This is a genomic window from Streptomyces sp. NPDC088812 (genome assembly GCF_044750285.1).
Classification (GTDB): Bacteria; Actinomycetota; Actinomycetes; order Streptomycetales; family Streptomycetaceae; genus Streptomyces.
On sequence record NZ_JBIVJP010000002.1, the window covers coordinates 115,162 to 136,533 of the forward strand.

Here is a 21,372-nt window from a genome sequence, read left to right on the forward strand (position 1 = left end):
CAAGGGACCCTGCCCTGAGGTAGCGGCTTTACCAGTCCAGGTCAGCGCTGGCGAGGATGTCGCCAACGTCGTCCTTCTCTTCCTCCGGCGGCGTCCTTAGCCCCTCAAGGACGAGGTTCGAAATGATCGTGTCAAGGTCCTGGTCGGACTGACGATTTATAAGGGTCTGCAGGTGGGCCAGGCCAGCGTTCGCGTACTCCTCGAAAATGAGGACCCGCTCGGGCTGGCGGTCCGCGCTGAGGATCTTCGGGTCGTCGGGGCACTCGACGGCTCCGAGCATGTCGAGAAGCACCTCCCCGTAGTCCCGGCTCTCCATCAGCGCGAGGCGGATCGGCTCGTCAGCCTGGTCGAACGGCTTGCGCTCGCCTCGGCGGCGGCCTAGCAGCGCGGCGAACATCATCGCCTCGACCATAGTCGCGAACGTCCCGGTCTTTCTGTCGGTGAGCTTACCGAGCAGGTCGTCATGCTCTTGGGGCCGGCGGAATCGGTCCGTGTAGGCCATCAGAAGGTCACCTTCTCCAGAACAGTGTGCTCGAAGTCGCCGTGTGACACGTACGGAACCTCACGGTTGCTGATCACGATCGTCTCTTCGCCCGCCGACTGGTTCGGCGTGTAAGAGCGCAGTACGTACATTTGATTGGCGGCTTGCTGGAGGTTCTCCAGAACTTTGCCCCGCGCCTGCGACTGCGAGAGCAGGGTGACGATTTGGGATGTCAGCGCCGGCAGAGCCTTGGAGATCTCTTCCTGATAGGTCAGGTCGAGACTGCCGAAGGGGGCATCCATGACGACCGGGTAGACACCGCCGCTGCTGGTCTCGATAGTCGCCTCCCCTCTGTTCTTCTTTCGGGCACTGATGTTCCTGGCAACCTCGGAGACCGCGCCGACGAAGCTGAGGCCGAGGATCTGGTTCTCACCGGTGGAGCGGATGGCCACTCCGCTCGCGGTGTGCAGCTCCAGCTCGAAGTCGTCGTTCAGCTCGGGTACGTAGCTCTTGATGAAGATCCGGGAGAAGACCTCCTTGACCTTCTTGTCAAGCTGGTCGCGGACCTCCTCAGTCTTGATCTCGAGGATCTCCTTCAGCGCGGCACGCACCTTCTCGACGAGCTCGACCTGTTTCTGAACCTTGCGGGCCTTCTCGCTCTTGACCTCAGCATTCCGGTACTGACGGCCTGTAGCCTCTGCCTCCTGCTTGATCGAGGCGACCTTGTTCTCAGCCTCCTTGTGCGCGACGCGGGCGTCGGTCTCCTTGGAGGCGTAGTTCTTTCGGCGCTCGATGAGGCGCTGGACGTTTTGGATGTTCACCCCCTCCAGCTGCCGATCAACATCGGAGCGTTCCGCTTCCAGCTCGCTGATCTCGGCGTCTGCCTTCTGAATGTCGGAAGCGTTGAGGGTGAGTTGCTCCAGGATCTCCTGGCGCCTCTCCTCCAGGTTCTTCATCTTGCCGCTGACCCGCATCCAGCTCTCCTGGACGTCCTCGAGACCGGCGTTGTACTTGCGCTTGTCCAGCTCCTCGTACTCCTGGCTCCCCGCGCGGACCTCACGGCCGCACATGCACAGCTGGGCTTCGAGAATGTCCTCAATGAAGCTGCGCTGGATGCCTGCGGGCAGCTGGCGGCGCTCTCGCATCGCGTCCGCGAGCTCAATCACCTTGGTGTCGATCCCGCTGGTCAGAGCCAGGAAGCCGTGCCGCGAGAGCAGCTCGCGCTTGCGGCTCTTGTACTCCATGTGCCGGTCGTGCGCGGCCTTGATCTGGCGGGTCAGCGAGTCCCGCTTCTTCTGGAGCGGCTCCGCCTCCCTGTTCTGGAGCAGGGCGCGGTCGATGGACTGGACTTCCTTCTGGAAGGCGCTGATCTCGCCGGAGAGGCGCAGCATCTCTGCCACCTCTTCCTTCTCACGGGTGGCGAGGTGGTCCATATGGTCGGACAGCTGCTTCAGCCTGCTGTCCTCCTTAGAGTCGATCTCGCTGGCGAGCTTTCGGGAGACCTTCGGCAGGTCCTCCAGAGCACGCTCGATGGCCTCCAAGTCCAGCAGGGTCTTGATGGCCTTCTGGACCTCCTGGTTCTTGCCTTCGCCTTCCCGCTTCAGGTCGCCGGAGAACATCTTCTCCATGCGCTCACCGTTGAAGAAGAAGAACTGCCGCAGGCCCTGGGGCAGGATCTTCTCGATCCGGTCCTGGCCGTTGAGGATGCTCTGGGCTTCGCCGTCCGTCCCGATCTCCGTGACCGTCAGTTCAGGCTCGACGGGCTCCTGCTCCGCCTTCTCCTTGATAAGGGTGACGTGCCGGACCACGGAGAACCGGGTCCCGTCATGCTCGAAGTCCAGCCGAACCGAGGCCGTGATGTCCTCCCCGAACGCCGTGTCCGCCCATGCTTTGTCGTGAATGACGCGATGTTGCTGTTCCACGTCTTCCGAGAAGGTGCCGTAGAGGGCCCAGGCGAACGCGTTGAGCAGGGTGGTCTTGCCGGCACCGTTGTTACCGAAAATGAGGACGGCGGGCTTGCCCTCCTCCACAGACAAGTCGAGAACCTGCTCACCATAGAAGGCTCGGAAGTTCTTCAGCGTTAGCTTGAGCAGCTTCACTTGGTCAGCTCCCTCACGGTGTCGACGATCTTCGGGACGACCTTGGTCGTCTCCCTGATGTGGATGTTCTCGGTCTCCAGGTTGATGACCTTCTGGACGAGGATCTTGGCTTCCCGCGGCAGCTCGTTCAGGACGTCGCGCACCGTTCGTGCGGGAGGCTGGCCGGCTGTTTCGTCGCTCACGGGTTACTCCTGGTTCGAGGTAGCGGGTGCGGAAGGAATGGGGTACTGCAGTGGGGGGCTCAGGTGTCGAAGAGGCCGTAGCGCTCGCGCACAGGGCGGAGAACATTGAGGGTGTCCCCCTCGTTGTCAGCGAGGTAGGCGAACTCTTCGACGCGAGCCAGCTCGCGACGGAGCAGGCTGCGTTCGGTCTCGTACTGAATCGCGTCCCCACCCGCAGGCGGCACGACGACGAAGTCGATGATGTCAGCGCGCTCCTTGCCGGGCGCCTTGCGTAGGACGCGGCCGCGGCGCTGGACGAACTGGCGGGGGTTGGAGGAACTGGACAAGAGGTAGGCGGTCCGAGAAGCCGGGACGTCCACGCCTTCGTCCAGGCAGCGCATGGAGGAGATGACCTGGAGGTCGTTGTTCTCGAAGCGGCGCAGGATGTCCAGGCGGGCCGAGCGCTTCGTCTCCGAGGTGTAGCGGGCAGCGGGCATGTGTAGCTCGTTGCCGACCATCTCCATGACCTGGTCAATCTGGCGCGGGCCGTCGGTGCCGTATTCGTAGAGAAGGGGGTGCTTGCCCTCGGCGCAGTAGATCAGCTGGTGGCTGGTGTCCCGGCGCCTCTCGATCTCCGCGTGGAGGATCTCCAGCTTGCCGCGGGCGTGGCCGATGATGTCGGCGCGCTTCTTCAGAAGTCGGCCGAGCGGGCTGTCCCGGTCGGCGGTCTCTCTCAGGTCTGTGCCGGCCGCGATCAGGCGGGCGATCTTCGCGCTGGTCTCTGCGTACAGCTCGGCTTCTTCGTCGTCCAACTCCACAAGGATGGGCGTGTACGTGTAGCGACACAAGGCGCCGCGGCGGATGGCTTCGCCGATTCCCATCTCGAAGACGACTCGGTCGAAGTAGTCGGTGAGGGCGTCGGTGCCCTCCTCATCGAACCAGCGTTCCGGGGTGGCGGAGAGGCCGAGGCGGTACTGGGCCTTCTCTGGGAGGCGTGTACGCAAATGCGCGGCGCCGAGGTTGTGGGCCTCGTCCGCGATGAGGAGGAGGTGTCCCCGGTAGGAGCTGAGCAGGTTCTGGAAGGCATCGCCGCCGAAGGTGGCGTTGGTGGTGACGATGAGGCCGCCTCGAGTACCGCCGAGGGCGATGTTCTGGAGCAGGCTGTGAGCGCGCGGGGACCATTTGCTGGTCGCCTCGTAGGCACGCAACGGTGTCACGCCGAACCACTCGATGTCCTTGGCCCATTGGTCGACCAGATGTTGATACGGGGCCACGACAACAGTGAGGAGTGAGGCGGAGGAATCGTTCTTCCGAAGGAGCGTGCCGAGCTGGGAGGCAGCGGAAAGTGCGGTCAGGGTCTTGCCTGTGCCTGTGGCCATGCGGAGGATGCCTCGGCACTGGTTGCGGAACCAGTTCTGAACAGCCTCCTTCTGGTAATCGCGAACCTTCAGGCTGGGCGGGATCGCAAGCGTGCCAGGAGGAGGCAGCGGCGTGGTGCGGATGGGGGTTCCGCCGGTCGGGAGCTCGTCCAGCTCGTACTGGTCGGCGGTGGCCCGGGCACTGCGCTCGACGATCACCTGGGCGGCCTCGGTGAACGGGATAACGCGCAGCATCTGTGTGCGGTTCTCCCAGAGGTCATCGAAGTCCTTGCTTATGCGCGCGGCCCGGCGTGCATCGCTCGGGTCCCAGCTCCGGTAGACCTCGATCGCCTCGAAGTTGCCGACGAGACCGGAGCGGGTCTCGTTGGCGCTGCCTTTGAAGGCGATGACATCTCGGCCGTCCCGGAAGACACCGATCTTCTCGTGGTACATGCCAACACGGCCACGCTCTTCGACATAGGCCAGCTTGAAATCGACTCGGTTCTCGGCGACCAGTTGTCCGAGCTTGCCGAGGCCACGGGCTGCTCGCGCATCCTCGACCGCCTGCTCCAGGTCGCGGAGGGCAGCCCGCTGGAGGACTTCGCGCAGCTCGTAGCCGTCCTCAATATCCTTAATGTCGGCCGGGTCAAGGTAGGGGGAGGCGATGATCCGCATGGTGCCGCCGCGCGCGGTGAACTCGTCGATTCCCTGCCCGAGCGTGGCGATCACGGACGCAGCGAAGTAGCCAACGGCCCGGTCGTAGGCGGTGGAGGCGGCAAGGGCTGGCAGATAGAAGTCCTCGACAAGGTTGTTGCGGTCGCTGCGGTAATCGGACTCCGCGCCGCAGTCGCGGAGGAAAGGGGAAGCTGCCATCAGATCAACCCCAAGTGGTCCATGAGGTCGTCCACATCGGGGGCCTCGTCGACGGGGCGGGGCTGCTCCTCGGCCGACGCGTCGGCCTCAGAGGTGCGGGCTGCGGGGACAGCTGCTTCCTCGGAGCCAGTGTCCAGGTCTTCTTCACCTATACGGCGGACGATCCCTCCGCGTGCGGTGAACGGCACCATGGACATGGCGGCCCGCAGGCTGGACTCCTTGATGTCGAAGTCTCGGCGGAGAAGCGCCACCACCTTGCCTGCCTCAACCTGGCCGCCGTGCGCATCGACCACGTCAGAAATCAGTTCCTTGATCGGCTTGTACACCGGGAGGTGCCACGCGGTCAGCGCCCACTGGTTCCGCTGGCTCCGGCTGAAGCGGGCATCCCCTTCGATCTGCTGCCGGAGATACTGGATCCCGATGGTGACGCCCGTGCGCTCCTTCAGCTCCTCGACAGTCAGCGGGGTGTCCGCCTCATGCAAGGCGGCCTCCACCTTGTCGAGGCGCTCGCGCTCACGCTGAAGCCCGCCGTGCGAGCCGACGCCGCCGACAGCCTCGGTGGTCGAGGCAGACGCTTCTTCTTCTCGGGAGGAAAGTCCCTGGGCCGGGATTGCTGCAGCGGATGATGTAGTTGTGTCGGAACCATCCTGGAGGCACCAGGCTCCCCTGGCCGTGATCGCGAAGCGCGCATCCGCGAAGAGCGCCTCTGTCACTTCTCCCTGTGGCACGACTCCGTCCAGTGCACCCTTGATGAGCGAGGTGCTCATGCCCTCAGCGCACCTTTCGAGGAGCTGCGCGATGAGATCTCCGGGCGACGCCTCCAGACCCGCTTCGCCGGCATCCGCCAGCGTGCGTGCAAGCGGAATGGATCCGTCACTCTCTGCTTCCCTGTTTTTGACTTCCTCGGTCGCACTCGAAGGGCTGTTACCCTCCGTAGCATTCGACTCCGCCGAGGTTCCTTCGCCTCGCGCTGCCCGACGCCGCTCGGAATCGGTGGAGCGATCCGGCACAACCCAGCCCTTGCCCACCGTGAAGGTGGCGTCGCGGAGCATGCGCGAGACCACTCCAAGCTCCCCGTCCGCCGTCTCCGCCTCACCAAGAAGGTCACCGAGAGTAAGAATGCTCTCGCCGTTTTTATTCACTAGCAGGAGTGCAGACAGCTGCTCGACCAGCTCGGACAGCCCGCGAGAGACGACAGCGGTCTCAGTCGGCTGGGGCTTGGTACGAGTCAACGAGATCTGGTTGCCCTCACAGTCAAGACCGCAGTGGATCAGCCACTGACGCAGGGTGTCGAGATCGCTGGGTACAGGCACCTGGCGTGCGTCGAGAAGAGCGGAGGCTGCCGACAGGCTCATCACCTCATCGACATCAAGATCAAGGGCTCTCAACGTGGCGGCGCCACACTCTTCCAGATCATCCAAGAAGATCCACTCTCCGGTCGGGGACGCAGAGGTGGTCGCGTCCAGCCAGCGCATGCCGGTGAACAGGCGCAGGACGGTTAGCGTGTCCCCAATGTTCTCGCCAAGCCAGGCGTGGCGGTTCAGAAACGAATTGACGAGGCAAGGTTTCCGCAGGTCAAGCTCCGCGTGCTCTATCCAGGCACGGAGTATCGAATCCCCCTCGACACTGCGGTTGAACTCGTCCATGAGGAAGTTTCGGCACTGCCGCGCAGTCTCCCGAAGAAGGTCATGCTGAGAAGCAAGCTCGCCCAGCGGAACCGGAGCCTCTGCGCAGAAGTGCTGCAGGACGAGGTCCCGGTTGAAGTTGCTGAGCCCCTTGTACCAACGGTCGAATGCGTTCATGGCCTTCAGAGGTAGGGGTGGACGATGGTCAGCGCGCTAGGAGCAGCGCCTCATCACACGCGGCGATCGGGTTGCCGGTCACCGCGCGTTAAAGGCGTCATTGGGCTGTTCGTTCCAGCACACCCCTGTGCCTCATCCTCCCTCCTGGTACACCAGCGACAGCGCTGATGCTTCCAACGGTACGGACGACGCCTTGAACTGATCCATGGTTCCCTGAACTGCAGCAGACGCGGAACGGCGGCCGCGGTCCTACAACCTCACGCCCGCCTCCATGTAGCGAATACGGCTCCAGATCGGGTCCAGTCTGCCTGGACTGGTGCATGAGTCTCTGCTCTCGGCAACGTGTGAAAAACGAGTTTCTGGATCACTTTCCGGGCTCTGTCGCTGTTTTGGGGGTGTCACCCGGTTGATCATGGTGACAGGAGGATGCGGCGTCGCAGGTGCTGTGGATGACATAGGCCGACCTCCATATTCTGGGCGCTAAGGGCCTAGCCGCCGAGACTCGCCAGCCACTCTGACTCGTGGTACCTCGTCGAGGCCGACAGGGTGCTGACCGGGGACGGTTTGCCTGATGGTCCTGGGCCAGCCTCGGGATGACCGTAAGGCTGGCTCGACCGCAAGCGCATCCGCAAGTCGGGACTCAGCCGCTACGAGACCGATATCCGGTTCCACTTGAAGCCCCGGATCGGCCACCACCGTCTCGACCGCCTGCGCGTGAGCCATCTCAGCGAGATGTTCACGGCCATAGCCGACGGTAACGCCGAGATCCTGGAGCAGAACGCCCAGCGCCGGGCTGCGGTGGAGGAGTTGGCCACCGTGCCGTGGAAGGGGGCGGGCAACCGCGCCCGCCGCAAGGTGATGAAGACAGCGATCGATGCCATGCCGCCGTTCCGGCGTGTGACCGGTCCGGCTACCCGGCTGCGTATCAAGGCGACGCTGCGGTCTGCGTTGAACGACGCGATCGGCCAGCAGATCCTCACCTTCAACCCGGCGGCCCACGTCGAACTCGACCCCGTGCGCAAGCCGAAGGCCCTGGTGTGGACCGACGCGCGGGTCGCCAGGTGGGAGCAGACGGGCGAGAAGCCCTCCCCCGTGATGGTCTGGACGCCCGAACAGACCGGCGCGTTCCTCGACTTCCTCGCGGAGGACCGCCTGTACGCGATGTGGCACCTGATCGCCCTTCCGCGGCTTGCGGCGGGGCGAGGCATGGGCGCAGCCCTGGTCGGAGACCAACCTCGATGACCACTCCCTGACCGTCTCCGCCCAGCTCGTCCAGGACGGGTGGGAAGTCGAGACCTCTGAGCCCAAGACGGACAGCGGCTTCCGCGTGGTCGCGCTCGACGACGACACCGTCAACGTCCTGAAGCGGCACCGCGAACAGCAGGACGCGGACCGCGAGGAGTGGGGATCAGCCTGGGTCGAGACCGGCATGGTCTTCACCCAGGAAGGCGGCTCCTGGCTCCATCCCGGGAAGCTTACCGACCTCTTCGAGCGCCTCGTCGCCGCCTCCGGCCTCCCGCCGATCCGGCTGCACGACCTCCGTCACGGGGCGGCCACGCTCATGCTCGCGGCCGGCATCGACGTGAAGATCGTGTCGGACACACTCGGGCACAGCGACACCCGCATCACGCGGGACATTTACCAGAGCGTCCTGCCGCAGGTCGGCAAGAACGCGGCCGAGGCCACCGCCAGACTGGTCCCGCTTCAGCGGAAGACCGAGGCGGAGGAGGCCCGCAAGGTCGCCAAGAAGGCGGCGGCCAAGGCGAAAGCCGAGGCCAGGGCCAAGAGGAAGGGCAAGCGGAAGAAGCCCAAGAAGTAGGGCACCGGACCGCTCCGCTCACGCATCGCTCACGCAAGCCATCTCGCGGCACCCCCGCCGTGTGACGCGTCATGCCACGAGCAACACAAAAGGCCAGGTCACGGGCTATTTGACCTGGCCTTCGCCGGAGCCGCCTTCGGGATTCGAACCCGAGACCTACGCATTACGAGACCGTGAGCGATCACGTTGCCGAGTGACGCGTCGTGCTGCCGGATGAGGTCGCGCCTGCTCAGAGCACATACGGCCGGTTGGGCCGTGATTCCTCGTACTGCGCTGTCCAAAGGCGTCCGGCCACCAGGCGGCCACCGAACCGGCTTCCGCAGGGACCGGACGACGATTTCCAGAGCTTGTTGCTTCCCCACAAGCACCCCGCAGGCACGCGCCATCAGCTTGATCGCCCCCACTCAAAGCCGGCTCGTCCTACGAAGTCCGCACCGCTCGCGTCAGCGCCCCCAGTCCTTCAACGGCTCGGTGCCCAGATCAATCCCCACTGGAGCAGGCAGCCCTCCACGGTGGCGGGCGGTCCCCCCGGGGGGGCAGGGCGCTGCTCGAAGTGCCAGCCGGCCGCGGCAGCCATCTTGGTGTAGTAGGTGAGGACGTCGTCGGATTTACCGGGTAACGCGTACAGGCGGTCCGCGTGCAGCCATGGCGCTCCGCTGCTGTCGTCGTCGCATCCGGTGGTCACGTCACACAGGGTGGGTCGTACGGCAGTTGGAAAAGATATCGGCTCCATTGCTGTCGGCTCAGGGCGCCGGAGCTCCCGGCGCAGATACGGCTGATGGCGGACTCGACGTTCAGGTCCCAGAGCGTGGCCACGCCGTCGTCGGTGGTGGCGGCCAGGGTGTGACCGTCCGGGCTGAACGCGAGAACGGCGACGAATCCGGTCTCCACGGTCAGCGATCGGCCGATGGGGGTGGGGTGGTCGGGATCGGTGACGTTCCACAGGTTGATGGTGCCGTTGTCCGTGTGGCCGGCCGCTGCGAGGGTGTGCCCGTCCGGGCTGAACGCCACCGACCACAGGCTGCCGCCGGGTACTGTCAAGGAACTGCCCCTGCGCGTGAGGTGGTTGGGGTCGGTGGCGTTCCACAGGGTGACGGTGCCGCGGCTGTTCCCGGTGGCGAGCGTGCGACCGTCCGGGCTGAACGCCACCCAGGTACCGGTGGCGGTCGGCTGGTCGATCGGCTCCCCGATGCGGACCCCGGGGTCCGTTGTACTCCACAGTCCGACGGCGCCGTTGCTGCCGTCGCCGCCGGCCGCCAGCATCGTGCCGTCGCGGCTGAAGGCCAGGGACAGGACGGACCGCGTGTCGGAATTGGAGATGCCGGGCTGGGCGACGGGGTGTGCGGGGTCGCTGACGTCCCACAGGGCGATGCTGCCCCGCTCGGGGTCGTCGCCGGCCGCTGCCAGGGTGTGGCCGTCGGGGCTGAACGCCAGGGAGAAGATGGGCCCGTCCGCCCCGGTGAGGGTCTCACGGAGGCGAACGGGATGGCTGGGGTCGGAGGTGTTCCACAGCGTGACGGTACCGCCCCCGTCGCCTGCGGCCAGGGTGCTCCCGTCCGGGCTGAACGCCACGGCGTCGACCGGGTCCTCGGGGCCGGTGAGCGGATCGCCGCGGGGGGCGGGGTGGTCGGGGTCGGCGGTGTTCCACAGCGAGACGGTGTTGTTCTGGTTTCCGGCGGCCAGGGTGCGCCCGTCCGGGCTGAACGCCACGGATGCCACATTGCCGCCGGCGCCGACGATCCGGGTCGGCGGCAGGTTCCACAGATCGACGTTGCCGTCGCTGTTCCCGGCGGCGAGGGTGCGGCTGTCCGGGCTGAACACCACGTCGGTCACCGCTTCGCCGGGACCCGTCAGCGGCCGGCCCAGAGGGCCGATGGCACCGGGGTGGGAGACGTTCCACAGATAGATGCCGTGGTCGGCGCTGCCGGCCGCCAGGGTGTGCCCGTCCGGGCTGAACGCCACCGACATGACGGGCTGCGCGGGACCTGTCAACGGCTTGCCCAGGGGGACGGGGCGGCCGGGGTCCGAAAACTTCCACAGGTGGACCTTGCTGTCGCTGGATCCGGCGGCCAGGGTGCGGCTGTCGGGGCTGAACGCCAGGAAGTTGACGCGATGCCCCGCCTTCAGGGAGCGGCCGCGGCCGGGGTGGGCCGGGTCGGTGGTGTTCCACAGCCTAATGGTGCCGGCGTCGTCGTCGCATGCGGCGGCCAGGGTGTGCCCGTCGGGGCTGAAGGCGATGCGATGGGAGAAGACGTCGGGGCAGTCGAGGGTCAGGGGCGCTCGCGCGGGGTCGACGTCGTGGGGGCGGGTGACGTTCCACAGGCTGACCAGCCCGGTGTGCCGTCCGGCGGCCAGAGTACGGCCGTCGGGGCTGAACGCCAGCGATTCGACGGAAGCCATGGCGTCCCAGTCCTTGACGGCGGGACTCTTCAGCCGGCCGAGCAGGTCCGGGTGGCTGGGGCTGGTCAGGCTCCACAGGTCGACGAATCCGCCGGAACCGGCGTCGCCTTTATCGCTGGTGTGGCCGCCGACGGCCAGCACCCGGCCGTCCGGGCTGAACGCGAGCGAGAGGATCGAGTCCACGGAACGGTCGACGGGCACGGGTTTGCCCAGCGCCACCGGACGGCTGGGATCGGAGACGTCCCACAGCCGGACGAGGTTCTGATAGACGTTCCCGGCGGCCAGCATGTGCCCGTCGGGGCTGTAGGCCACGGTGTACACCGCGCCGGGCGGGCCGGGAAGCCGGGTGGCCAGCGGTGTGTTCTCGGTCGAGATGAGCCGGGAGGCCGCCTCCGGGGTCGGGTCCATGCGGTAGGAGGTCAGCGCGAGTTGAGCGGACAGCGAGGGATCGGTCGGCGCCAGTTGCACGGACGCGGATGTGACGGCGGCGTTGATGGCCTGGTTGCGGGCTTGCAGGGCCTGGGCGGCGGCTTCCCGGGCGTGGGACTCCTGCCGGAAGGCGAACACCGCGGCCAGCGAGGCGACCACGGCCAGGGCGGTGATGGCGGCGACGGCGGCGCGTCGGAGCCGTTGCCCGCGCCGCTGGTGGTGGCGGGAGGCTGCCAGGAATGCCCGGGCGGCGTCGCTGAGTTCCGGCCCGTGCGTCTCGGCCCAGGCGAGGGCGGCCTCCAGGCGGTTGCCACGGTACAGCGCGGCCGTTTCCCGGCCGGCCTGTTCCCAGAGCTTGGCCGCCTCCTCCAGATCCTGTCGTACGAGGTTCCCGTTGCGGTCGTGCTCGATCCAGTCCCGCAGCCGGGGCCAGGCGCGGATGAGCACCTCATGAGTCATCACCACCGTGTCGTCCTGGTCCCGGATCAGCAGCCGGCCACGGGTGAAGTCGTCCAGGACGCTCTTGGCCGATTCCCGGTCCGGCGCGTGACGCAGCAGCTCGTCGTACCGGACGCGGCGGCGGCTGTCGTCGGCGTCGCGTCCCACGATGACGAGCCGCAGGAACACCCACCGTGCGGCCTCGCGGCAGGGCTGCGGCAGGGTGTCGTAGAGCCTGTTCGCCGTGGTGGCGATGGCGCCCTGGATGCCGCCGGTGACGCGGTATCCGTCCACGGTGAGCGTGTGGCCGTGGCGCTGCTGCCAGGTGGCCCGCAGCGCGTGTGCGAGCAGCGGCAGCCGGCCCGTGGTGCTCGTACCGACCGGTCCCCCGACCGCGCCCAGGTCCGCCAGCAGCACCTCTACCAGGCCGTCTTCAACGTCGAGTCCCACGTTGGCGGCCGGGCGGCGGATCGCCTCCTTGAGTTCGTCCTCCGTCATCGGCTCCAGCAAGACCGGTCCGGCCCGGAGCGCCGCCCGGAGCTGCGGATGGGCCGTGCACGCGGCATAGAAGTCCGCGCGCACTCCCAGCACCACGACCGCACCGCTCGCGGGCCGGGCCAGACGGTCCAGTACGTCGATGAACCACTGTTGTTCGGTCTCGTCGCCGCAGGCCGTGAAGACCTCCTCGAACTGGTCGACCACGACGACCAGGCCCGCGGAGGGGGGCTCCCCGGTGGGCGCCGGATCGGCGGCTCCGGTGATCTCGCGCAGCTCGGCAAGGCACTGTGCGGGATCGGCCCGCCACTTCGGTGCCGTGCGCCGGGCGGTCTCGGCGTCGAGCCCGGCGGCGGCCGCCAGTGCCAGGGCCGGGGACGCCGTCGGGGTCAGCAGCAGCCGGGGCCAGGTGCTCGAACCCGCCACCGGAAGCCGGCCGTCTTCCAGGGCCGGCAGCACTCCGGCCGCGAGCAGGGACGACTTCCCGGCCCCCGAGGGGCCGATCAGCACCAGCGGGCCGCCCTCACGCAGCCGGGCGTCCATCCGCTCGCACACGAGGTGAACCATTCGCTCACGGCCGTAGAACCACTGCTTGTGCCGCGCGTCGAACGGAGCCAAGCCCGGGTACGGGCAGAGCACTTGGTCGGCGCCGGGGCCGGGCACGGTTCTGCGCCCCTCGTCGCCGACACGAATGTGCATGTCGCGGGCGGCTTGGAAGGAGCTGCCACCTCCCGTCACGGTCGCCTCCAGCCCTTTCGGCTGCCAGGGGGGCGGCCCGTCGGGGGGCGTGGCGTCGGTGTTGCGTTCCGTCACGCCTGTCCGCCTCTAGTGACGGTCATGTCCCGGCCGGCCAGGAACGCGTCGCCGCCGGAGACGTGTGCCTCCAGCGTCATCGAGCCCGTGATCTGCTGTTCCGGGGTTTGGGCAGCGCGCAGTTCCTCGCCCATCAGCGCGCGAAGCTCGTCGACGGCGTCCGGCCGCGTGGCCATCAGCCGGATGATGCGGGCCTGCCACTCGGCGGCCAGCAGCCCCTGGAGCTCCTGGCCGTCGCCCGTCTGCTGTGCCTGGAGCAACTCGCCGCGTGCGTCGGCGAGTTCCTCCTCGACGCGCTCCGGGTGCGCGGACCGCCACAGCGACAGGACCGAGGACTTGACCGCGGTCCAGCCGTCCGTCGCCAGCAGATCGATCAGGCGCGCTGCGGCCGCCGATGCCAGGCCGGCGAGTTCCACACTCGTCTCCATGTCTTCTCCTTGTCCCTTACCGCCCGTGGGCCGCGATCGCGGTCATGGTCAGGTGGGAGGCGATGAACACGTGGTCGCCCCCCACCGTCCACAGGAACCCCACGTCCGGCTGCCCGGGGTCGCGGTATTTCCACCGGGCCCTGCCGGTGGCCGCGTCGATGGCCCACAGCGTCTTGGCGCTGTCGGTGGCGAAGACGGTGTCGGCCGAACACTGCGTGCTCTTGCCGGAGAGCCTGCTGGCGGCGTTGAACATGTTGGAAGTGCCCGTCTCGCTGGCCCCTTCGAGCCTCGCGACCCACTTGAGAGTGCCGTCGGCCGTGGCCAAGGCGGCCAGGTCGCTGCCGATCGGTACGTACACGGTCGCGCCGTCCAGGCTGGAGAACGGTGTGCCGATCCGGACCTGGTCCCCACTGTTCGAATCGAAGCGCTGATGCCACTTCTCGCTGCCGGTGGCCGCGTCGACGGCGAACAGCGTGTCGCCGTTGCCGCCGGCGAACAGGAACAGCCCGGCGGCGTAGCACGTCAGCGGCCAGCCGGTGGAGAAGTAGAACGCGGCGTCCGGAACGGCCACCTTCCAGCGGCGGGCGCCTTTCCTGCCGGCGTCGAACATCTGGACGCGACCGGGCTTCTTGCCCGGAACGGCCGAGGTGGCCAGCAGATGAGAACCGGAGGGCGGTACGAGCACGTTGTTGATGTCCGTGCCCTTGACCTGCCAGAGTCGCTTGCCGGTCGCGGCGTTGAACGCACGGATGTAGCCGGTGGTCGGAGACTCGGAGGAGTACGACCCGGACGTCTCAAGCAAATTCCCGCATACATAGACCGTGTTCCCTGCGACTGCCACATATTTGCTCATGTACGCCGCCGCATCCGAGCCGCCGCCGGGATCGACGTAGGCCATCTCGATCGCCCACTTCACCTTGCCGCTGGCGGCGTCGAACGCCGCCAGCAAGCCTGTCTGACTCGGTGTGTCGCAGAGCAGGTAGAACACTCCGTCCGCGTACGCCGTCGGGTACCTGTCGGATCTCGTGCCGAAGTCGTTGGTCGTGTTCAGCTGGGGGAACACGGATTTTCCGGTCGCGGCGTCCAGGAAGGATGTGGCGGTGTCCGTGACCACCATGACCACCTTGTCGGACGCTTCCAGGCAGGTGGGGGCGTGCTTTCCGGCACCTGACCATGCCTTGGCGGCGTCGGGTCCGGCCAGAACGATCGCTTCCGGTCCATCCGTCGAAGACGGCGACGCGGAGGAGGCCGACGTGGATCGCCCACCTGACGGAGAGGCCGGCCGTGCAGTGGACCCGGACCCGCCGGCCCGGCCGCCGGGTGCCGGCGATGAGTCGCCGGAAAAGGCGAGTGCCGCCACGGATCCGCCGAGTACGGCCGCGCCCCCGGCCAGACCGATGATCAGCTTCCGGCGGCTGACACCCGTCCCGGCAGCGATCACCGGCGGCGGAGGAAAGAGGCCCCGGCCGCCCCTGGCGGACGCCGACCCCACCGCCGCGGCCGCGGCGGCCATGTCGGCGGTCACCGCCGGCGGCAGCCAACTGCCCTCTAGGGCCGGCAGGTCCTGAAGCCTCAGGTAGTCGACGAGTTGCTCCGCGGTGGGACGGTCCGGCGGTTCCGGGTACAGGCAGCCGCCGATCACCTCGCGCAGCGACACGGGGAGGGTCCCCGTGTCCGGCTCGCCTCCGGAAGCTGCGAACAGCACGGTCGACCCGAGGTCGAACATGTCGTCCGTCGGTGAGGGCGCCGGACTGCCGGTGGCCCCCACGATCCCCAGGGCGGTGATGCGGGGCCCGTCCATGGTCAGCAGCACCGAGTCCGGGCTCACCTCGCCGTGGACCGTCCCGGCCGCGTGGAGTGCGGCCAGCGCCCGGGCGAGGCCGTCGGCGAGCACCCGCAGAGCCGGTTCGGACAGTGCGCCGTGCCGGTCCACCGCCTGCCGGAGCGGCAGTCCGGCGGTGAACTCGGTCACCAGCCAAGGAACCGACGCGTCGGCGTTGGCATCCGCCACCGGTACGAGGAAGGCACCGGACAGCGTCCGTGCCGTCTCGACGGCGACTCGGAACCGGTCCCGGAACCCCGGGTCCGCAGCGAGTTCGGGCCTCACGACCGTGACCGTGACGAGTCGCCCCTCATCCGTACGGGCCACGAAGACTTCGCCCCCGCCGACCGTGCTCTGCCTTCCGAGCAGCGCATACGGCCCGATTCGATGAGCACCGACTGCTCCGGGATGATCCATCGTCCGCCCCTCACGCCAGCCTGATCGTCTGATCACGGGCCGCCTGGTAGGCGCTGCCACCGCCGGACACATGGGCCGTCATGGTCACTGACGGCTCCGGATCGGCGGCCGGCGCCGTGCCGTGCCCGGGTTCGACAGCGGGGCCGGCATCGGTATCGGTATCGGACAGGAGAGCGGTCACCGCGTCGCTCAAGTGCTCCAGTCCGTCCGGCAGATGGGTCTCCGGAAGGCGGAGGAACTGCAGGCGCGCCAGCTCCGCGATCTCGGCCGGCAGTGCCGAGGCGTCGGGCAGCATCGTCGCGTCACCCAGAAGGACCGGGACGACGCGGTTTCCCGCCCGCAGAGCTGTCGCGATCTCCAGGCGGACCCAGTCGTGAGCCCGGTCCAGGAGCCGCACACCGTCCTCGCCCCGCGCGTCGAGCCACCCGGGCCCGATCAGTACGCACATGAGCTCGCACTCGGCGGCCTGCCGCTGCAGGATCTCGGCGAAGTCGGCCCCGGGCGGTATCGACTGGCCCGACTTGAAGATCTCGTTGGCACCTAAGCGGTCGGACAGCGCGCGGTAGACGCGGTCTCGCATCCACCGGGAGTCCGGTTTGCGAAAGCTGAGGAAGATGCGCGGCACAATTGCCCCCTCTCTGGCAGGGCTTGACGTCAGGGACCGTGCTCACCCTAGGGGCGGAGTACGCGCTCGGTGGCTATTCACCGGGGATTGAATAGCGGCCGCAAGGCTCCGTACGCTGGCCGGTATGGACTCGGCGGACAGCGCGGCAGGGACGGTCTCGGCAGGGAGATCGACCAGCGCGCGTCTGCCGCCGGGCGACTTCGGCGTCGTCCTGGCCACACTCCGGGCACGTCGGGGGTGGAGCGTGCGCGAGTTCGCCCGGCGTGCGAACGTGTCCGAAGGGCAGATCTGCAATCTGGAGAGCGGGTTGCGCAACCCGACGCCCGCTGTGGCGGCGGCATGCGACGCGGCCTTCGGCACCGGCGGGGAACTTGTCGAGCTGGCCGGGGCCGGTCGCCGCGGCGCCCGGGCCGAGGGCGTCGTCGAGGCCGGCTCCGTGGTCGCCGGATACGAGCGGGTCCTGTGGGAGCTGAAGGACATCGGCAGATCCACCGGACCGAGGTTCGTCACCGCTTCGATGAAGTCGATCACGCGGATCCTGACAGACGCCGGTCCGCACGCCGTTGGCGAGCAGCGTGCCGACATCTGGCTGCTGGCCTCGAGGTTCGCCGAATACACGGGGTGGATGGCACAAGAGGCGGGAAATCCTGCAGAGGCGTTGCGCTGGACGAATCTCGCGGTCCGCTGGGGCGCCCGCGGCGGGGACGAAACGGTGGCCGCGTATGCCCTGGTCCGCAAGGCGTCCATCGCCCAGCACCGCGGTGACACCGATGCGACGATCGCATTCGCTGACAAGGCGGCTGGGCACCCTGCGGCCAACCCGGTGATCCGCGCGCACGCCGCGCGGCGCGCGGCCCAGGGGCATGCGCGCCGTGGCGATGCGGGGGCCTGCCGGGAGGCACTGGAGCGGTTCAGAAGCCACGCCGCCGAGGTCATCGGCGAACAGACCCCTCACTGGGGCCCGCGCATCGAGAACGGCAACCCTCGGCTCATCAAGGCGTCCTGCATGCTCAGCCTCCGTCGCTTCGAGCCGGCCGCCGCTCTTTTCGCCGCCGAGCTCCGGCACCGGCCGGCCGTCCCGGTGGACAGCAACTCCCAGGCCCGCTTCGCGGTTCGGCAGGCGACAGCCCTGGCCGGTGTCGGCCGCCTCGACGACGCCTGTCAGATCGTCGAGGCCACACTGCCCGTGATCAAGCGCATGGACTCGGCCACCGTCCGCGCGGAGCTGGGCCGGTTCGTGGAACAGGCCCGGACCCGAAGAGCCGGCCCGGGCCAACTCGCCCTCATCGAAGCATCGGCCGCCCTCACGATCGGCTGACAGTCGCGATCGGCTGGCACGGTCGCGCGATTGTCTGGATGGCACAACTCTCATGCGGAAACCGCGAGCCTGACCGAGGAGCCGTCTGCACGACCTCTGCACGCCTGGCCACCCAATGGCCACCGGCTCGAACCGGACGGGGCCTGGGGGATCGACAGCCATAAACAAATGCCGAGGTCACAGCCCCGCGATCCGCAACCACCACTGGCCGCCAACTCTAGACCTACGCATTGCGATGCACAGACCGCACGTGCCCGATCAGCCCGAATTTCAAGGTCAACTAAAACAAGAAGCCCCAGGTCAGAGGCCCGACCTGGGGTTCACCATGGAGCCGCCTTCGGGATTCGAACCCGAGACCTACGCATTACGAGTGCGTTGCTCTGGCCATCTGAGCTAAGGCGGCGCGCTGCCCACACCATGGTGCGATCAGCAACGTCGGTAAGTCTACACAGTTTCCGGGGGTGCTCCGCACCACCCCCGGAGGTGGCGGTTCCGGGGGTGGCGGCCCGGGTCACGTGCAGCGTTTTCCGTCCGTCGGGGGCGTCCCGCGGAGCAGGTAGGCGTTGATCGCGGAGTCGATGCACCCGCTGCCGCGGCCGTAGGCGGTGTGGCCGTCGCCGTCGTAGGTGAGGAGGCGGGCCGAGGAGAGCTGGCGGGAGAGGGAGCGCGCCCAGCCGTAGGGGGTCGCCGGGTCGCGGGTGGTGCCGACGACGACGATCGGGGCCGCGCCCTTCGCCTCGATGCGACGCGGTTGGCCGGTGGGCGCGACGGGCCAGTAAGCGCAGTTCAGGGAGGACCAGGCGAGGCCCTCGCCGAAGACGGGGGACGCCTTCTCGAACGTCGGCAGGGTGCGGCGCACCTGGTCGGGGCCGTCGAAGGCGGCCGGCGAGTCCAGGCAGTTCACGGCCGCGTTGGCGTACATGAGGTTCGCGTAGCGGCCCTCGGCGTCCCGTTCGTAGTAGCTGTCGGCGAGGAGGAGCAGGCCCGCACCGTCCTGGTCCTTGATCGCGGCGGTGAGCGCGTCGCGCAGTCGCCCCCAGCCGCTCTCGTCGTACATCGCCGCGATCACGCCGGTGGTGGCGAGGGACTCGGTGAGCCTGCGGCCGCCCGTGTCGCCGGTCGGCAGGGGCCGCGCGTCGGTCTTCTCGAAGAACGCCCTGAGGTTGCCGCCGACCTTGTCCGCCTTGGTGCCCAGCGGGCAGTCCGGCTGCCGTACGCAGTCCTTCGCGAACGACCGGAACGCCGTCTCGAAGCCCGCCGTCTGGTCCAGGTTCAGGCGCCGGGCGGGCAGCGCCGGGTCCATCGCCCCGTCCAGCACCAGCCGGCCGACGCGGTGCGGATACAGTCCCGCGTACGTCGCCCCGAGGAACGTCCCGTACGACGCCCCCACGTACGTCAGCCTGCGGTCCCCCAGAGCCGCCCGCAGGACGTCCATGTCCCGGGCGGCCTCGACGGTGGAGACGTGCCGCAGCAGCCGGGGCGACCGGGCCCCGCACCCTTCGGCGAAGTCCTTGTACGCCTCGACGAGCCGGTCCGTCTCCCGCTGGTCGTCGGGTGTGACGTCGGCCTGTGTGTACGCGTCCATGGCGCGCCCGTCGAGGCACTCCACGGGTTCGCTGCGGGCCACGCCCCGGGGGTCGACGGCGACCATGTCGTAGCGGGCGCGGACCGCGGCCGGGTAGCCGACGCCGGCGTACTGCTGGAGGTAGCCGACCGCGGAGCCGCCGGGCCCGCCGGGGTTCACCAGCAGCGAGCCGATCCGCTTCCCCGGGCCGGTCGCCTTCTTGCGGGAGACGGCGAGCCGGATGTCGCCGTCGCCGGGCCGGTCGTAGTCGAGCGGCGCCTTCAGGGTGGCGCACTCGAAACCGGGGACGCCGCACCCGCGCCAGGTCAGCTTCTGCCCGTAGTACGGCGCGAGCGCGGACGGTGTGGCCCGGGGCAGCGTGGCCAGTGTCACCTCCGCCCCCGTGCGCGTGGCGGTGCTCGTCACGCCTCCGGCGGAACAGGCGGAGAGGAGCAGGGCGGCGAGGGAGACGAGGGAGACGCCGGTTCGGGACCTGTGCGGGATGCGCCTGATGTGCATCCCGCGAGCGTAACTGTGCGCGATGACGCCGATGCGGTGTGTACGCGAAGCACCACGGACGAGTGACACGGTCGATCGTCGCATCGGCTCGTGCGGGGCGCCCCGGGCACCCGGGCACTGCCGTCCCGGCCCGCGCCGCCGGGCCGCCGGGCCGCCGGGCCGCCGGGCTCAGCCCGCTCTCAGTGCCATCGTCATCGCCTCCACCGCCAGCAACGGCGCCACGTTCCGGTCGAGGGCCTCTCTGCACGCGCCGATGGCCTCGATGCGGCGCAGGGTGGACTCGGGGGTGCTGCCGCGGGCCAGTCGCTCCAGGGCGTCCTCGGCGTCCGTGTTGGCCAGCGCGACGCGGGAGCCGAGCTGGAGGGCGAGGACGTCCCGGTAGAAGGCGGTGAGGTCGGTCAGCGCGAGGTCGAGGCTGTCGCGCTGGGTCCGCGTCCTGCGCCGTTTCTGCTTGTCCTCCAGGTCCTTCATCACGCCGGCCGTGCCGCGCGGCATTCGGCCGCCCTGGACGGCGCCCAGCGCCGCCTTCAGCTCCTCGGTCTCCTTGGCGTCCCGCTCTTCCGCGAGCTGTTTCGCGTCGTCGGTGGCGGCGTCGACGAGTTCCTGGGCGGCCCGGAGGCATCCGCCGACGTCCTCGACGCGCAGTGGCAGCTTGAGCACGGCGGCACGGCGCTCCCGCGCGGCGGGGTCGGTGGCCAGGCGCCGGGCCCGGTCGACGTGCCCCTGGGTGGCGCGGGAGGCGGCCGCCGCGACGGCGGGCTCGACGCCCTCACGCCGTACGAGCATGTCGGCCACGGCGTCGACGGACGGCGTCCGCAGGTTCAGGTGGCGGCAACGGGAGCGGATGGTGGGCAGGACGTCCTCGATGGAGGGGGCGCACAGGAGCCAGACGGTACGCGGCGCCGGCTCCTCCACCGCCTTGAGGACGGCGTTGGCGGACTTCTCGTTGAGCCGCTCGGCGTCCTCGACGAGGATCACCTGCCAACGGCCGGTGGCCGGCGAGGTGAACGACTTCCGCACCGTGTCGCGCATGTCCTCGGCGAGGATCTGCGTGCCCACGGCGGCGACGGTGCTGACGTCGGCGTGCGTGCCGATGAGCGCGGTGTGACAGCCGTCGCAGAACCCGCACCCGGGGGCGCCGCCGAGGGCCCGGTCGGGGCTCACGCACTGGAGGGCGGCGGCGAAGGCGCGGGCGGCCTGTGTCCGGCCCGCGCCGGGCGGGCCGGTGAACAGCCAGGCGTGCGTCATCTTGGACGCCTCGGGTGGCGGCGCGTCGGAGGCGGACGCGGTGATGAGCGCGTCGGCGTCCCGGGCGGCGGCGGCGAGCTGTTCGCTCACCTTCTCCTGCCCGACGAGGTCGTCCCACACGGTCATGGGTTACGCCGCCCCTTTCGTCACGATGCCGCCCAGTGCGGATTCCATTGTGCGCGCTGCCACTGACAGTGCCCCCGGCGGGCGGGAGGCGAGGGCGGTCGGCGGGAGGGAGGCGAGGACCGCGCGGACGACGGCTG

The 21,372-nt window shown here is 68.6% G+C and carries 13 protein-coding genes, 1 tRNA gene and 1 pseudogene; 2 read left to right on the forward strand and 13 right to left on the reverse strand.

Annotated elements, in window-relative coordinates:
• Positions 1–28: 28 nt before the first annotated feature.
• The 5 genes from ACIP67_RS04185 to ACIP67_RS04205 are packed head-to-tail and all read right to left on the reverse strand — an operon-like array spanning position 29 to position 6,774.
• The gene (locus tag ACIP67_RS04185; protein ID WP_401687066.1) at positions 29–502 is read right to left on the reverse strand and encodes a DNA phosphorothioation-associated protein 4; all 474 of its coding nucleotides are present in this window, start codon (positions 500–502) and stop codon (positions 29–31) included.
• Positions 502–2,580 carry an AAA family ATPase gene (locus ACIP67_RS04190; RefSeq protein ID WP_401687068.1) on the reverse strand — a complete coding sequence of 693 codons (2,079 nt, stop codon included), beginning with the start codon at positions 2,578–2,580 and terminating at the stop codon, positions 502–504. Before ACIP67_RS04190 ends, ACIP67_RS04185 begins: the two co-directional genes overlap by 1 nt.
• Entirely contained in the window at positions 2,577–2,762 is a 186-nt protein-coding gene (locus ACIP67_RS04195; RefSeq protein ID WP_401687071.1) for a hypothetical protein, read from the reverse strand. The genes ACIP67_RS04190 and ACIP67_RS04195 overlap by 4 nt, the downstream gene beginning before the upstream one ends.
• 59 nt (positions 2,763–2,821) lie before the next feature.
• The gene (locus tag ACIP67_RS04200; protein ID WP_401687074.1) at positions 2,822–4,972 is read right to left on the reverse strand and encodes a DEAD/DEAH box helicase family protein; all 2,151 of its coding nucleotides are present in this window, start codon (positions 4,970–4,972) and stop codon (positions 2,822–2,824) included.
• Positions 4,972–6,774: a hypothetical protein gene (locus ACIP67_RS04205; RefSeq protein ID WP_401687077.1), complete on the reverse strand. Its 1,803-nt coding sequence runs from the start codon at positions 6,772–6,774 to the stop codon at positions 4,972–4,974. The genes ACIP67_RS04200 and ACIP67_RS04205 overlap by 1 nt, the downstream gene beginning before the upstream one ends.
• Before the next feature lie 606 nt (positions 6,775–7,380).
• On the opposite strand from ACIP67_RS04205, the pseudogene ACIP67_RS04210 reads away from it, so the two are divergent.
• Positions 7,381–8,593 (forward strand): annotated as a pseudogene (locus ACIP67_RS04210) (tyrosine-type recombinase/integrase); the annotation flags it as partial.
• A gap of 460 nt (positions 8,594–9,053) precedes the next feature.
• Here the strand turns inward: ACIP67_RS04210 and ACIP67_RS04215 are convergent.
• The 5 genes from ACIP67_RS04215 to ACIP67_RS04235 all read right to left on the reverse strand — a co-directional run bounded on the left by ACIP67_RS04215 (position 9,054) and on the right by ACIP67_RS04235 (position 16,460).
• A complete protein-coding gene (locus tag ACIP67_RS04215) occupies positions 9,054–9,278 on the reverse strand; it encodes a hypothetical protein (protein WP_401687080.1) in 225 nt (74 codons plus the stop codon).
• Positions 9,275–13,168, reverse strand: a complete 3,894-nt coding sequence (locus ACIP67_RS04220) for a hypothetical protein (protein WP_401687083.1) — start codon at positions 13,166–13,168, stop codon at positions 9,275–9,277. The genes ACIP67_RS04215 and ACIP67_RS04220 overlap by 4 nt, the downstream gene beginning before the upstream one ends.
• Positions 13,165–13,596: a hypothetical protein gene (locus tag ACIP67_RS04225; RefSeq protein ID WP_401687086.1), complete on the reverse strand. Its 432-nt coding sequence runs from the start codon at positions 13,594–13,596 to the stop codon at positions 13,165–13,167. The genes ACIP67_RS04220 and ACIP67_RS04225 overlap by 4 nt, the downstream gene beginning before the upstream one ends.
• 16 nt (positions 13,597–13,612) lie before the next feature.
• On the reverse strand, positions 13,613–15,703 hold the full coding sequence (locus ACIP67_RS04230) for a PQQ-binding-like beta-propeller repeat protein (protein WP_401687089.1): 2,091 nt from the start codon (positions 15,701–15,703) through the stop codon (positions 13,613–13,615).
• A 142-nt stretch (positions 15,704–15,845) separates the two neighbouring features.
• Positions 15,846–16,460, reverse strand: a complete 615-nt coding sequence (locus ACIP67_RS04235; protein ID WP_401687091.1) for a toll/interleukin-1 receptor domain-containing protein — start codon at positions 16,458–16,460, stop codon at positions 15,846–15,848.
• A 124-nt stretch (positions 16,461–16,584) separates the two neighbouring features.
• Between ACIP67_RS04235 and ACIP67_RS04240 the strand changes: the two genes are divergently transcribed.
• Positions 16,585–17,778 (forward strand): helix-turn-helix domain-containing protein, encoded by a 1,194-nt coding sequence (locus tag ACIP67_RS04240; RefSeq protein ID WP_401687094.1) that lies wholly within the window; start codon positions 16,585–16,587, stop codon positions 17,776–17,778.
• Between the two features lie 326 nt (positions 17,779–18,104).
• Here ACIP67_RS04240 and ACIP67_RS04245 read toward each other — a convergent pair.
• From ACIP67_RS04245 to ACIP67_RS04255, 3 genes are all read right to left on the reverse strand, one after another.
• Positions 18,105–18,181, reverse strand: a tRNA-Thr gene (locus ACIP67_RS04245).
• Between the two features lie 108 nt (positions 18,182–18,289).
• Entirely contained in the window at positions 18,290–19,861 is a 1,572-nt protein-coding gene (locus ACIP67_RS04250; protein ID WP_401687096.1) for an alpha/beta hydrolase, read from the reverse strand.
• Between the two features lie 168 nt (positions 19,862–20,029).
• Complete coding sequence (locus ACIP67_RS04255; protein ID WP_401687099.1) at positions 20,030–21,235, reverse strand: DNA polymerase III subunit delta'; 1,206 nt, start codon at positions 21,233–21,235, stop codon at positions 20,030–20,032.
• Positions 21,236–21,372: the final 137 nt, after the last annotated feature.

Excerpts from the sequence above, each read along its gene's own strand:
- ACIP67_RS04185 (WP_401687066.1), bottom strand. The coding sequence starts at position 502 with ATGGCCTACACGGACCGATTCCGCCGGCCCCAAGAGCATGACGACCTG.
- ACIP67_RS04200 (WP_401687074.1), bottom strand. The coding sequence starts at position 4,972 with ATGGCAGCTTCCCCTTTCCTCCGCGACTGCGGCGCGGAGTCCGATTAC.
- ACIP67_RS04205 (WP_401687077.1), bottom strand. The coding sequence starts at position 6,774 with ATGAACGCATTCGACCGTTGGTACAAGGGGCTCAGCAACTTCAACCGG.
- ACIP67_RS04225 (WP_401687086.1), bottom strand. The coding sequence starts at position 13,596 with ATGGAGACGAGTGTGGAACTCGCCGGCCTGGCATCGGCGGCCGCAGCG.
- ACIP67_RS04240 (WP_401687094.1), top strand. The coding sequence starts at position 16,585 with ATGGACTCGGCGGACAGCGCGGCAGGGACGGTCTCGGCAGGGAGATCG.
- ACIP67_RS04250 (WP_401687096.1), bottom strand. The coding sequence starts at position 19,861 with ATGCACATCAGGCGCATCCCGCACAGGTCCCGAACCGGCGTCTCCCTC.
- ACIP67_RS04255 (WP_401687099.1), bottom strand. The coding sequence starts at position 21,235 with ATGACCGTGTGGGACGACCTCGTCGGGCAGGAGAAGGTGAGCGAACAG.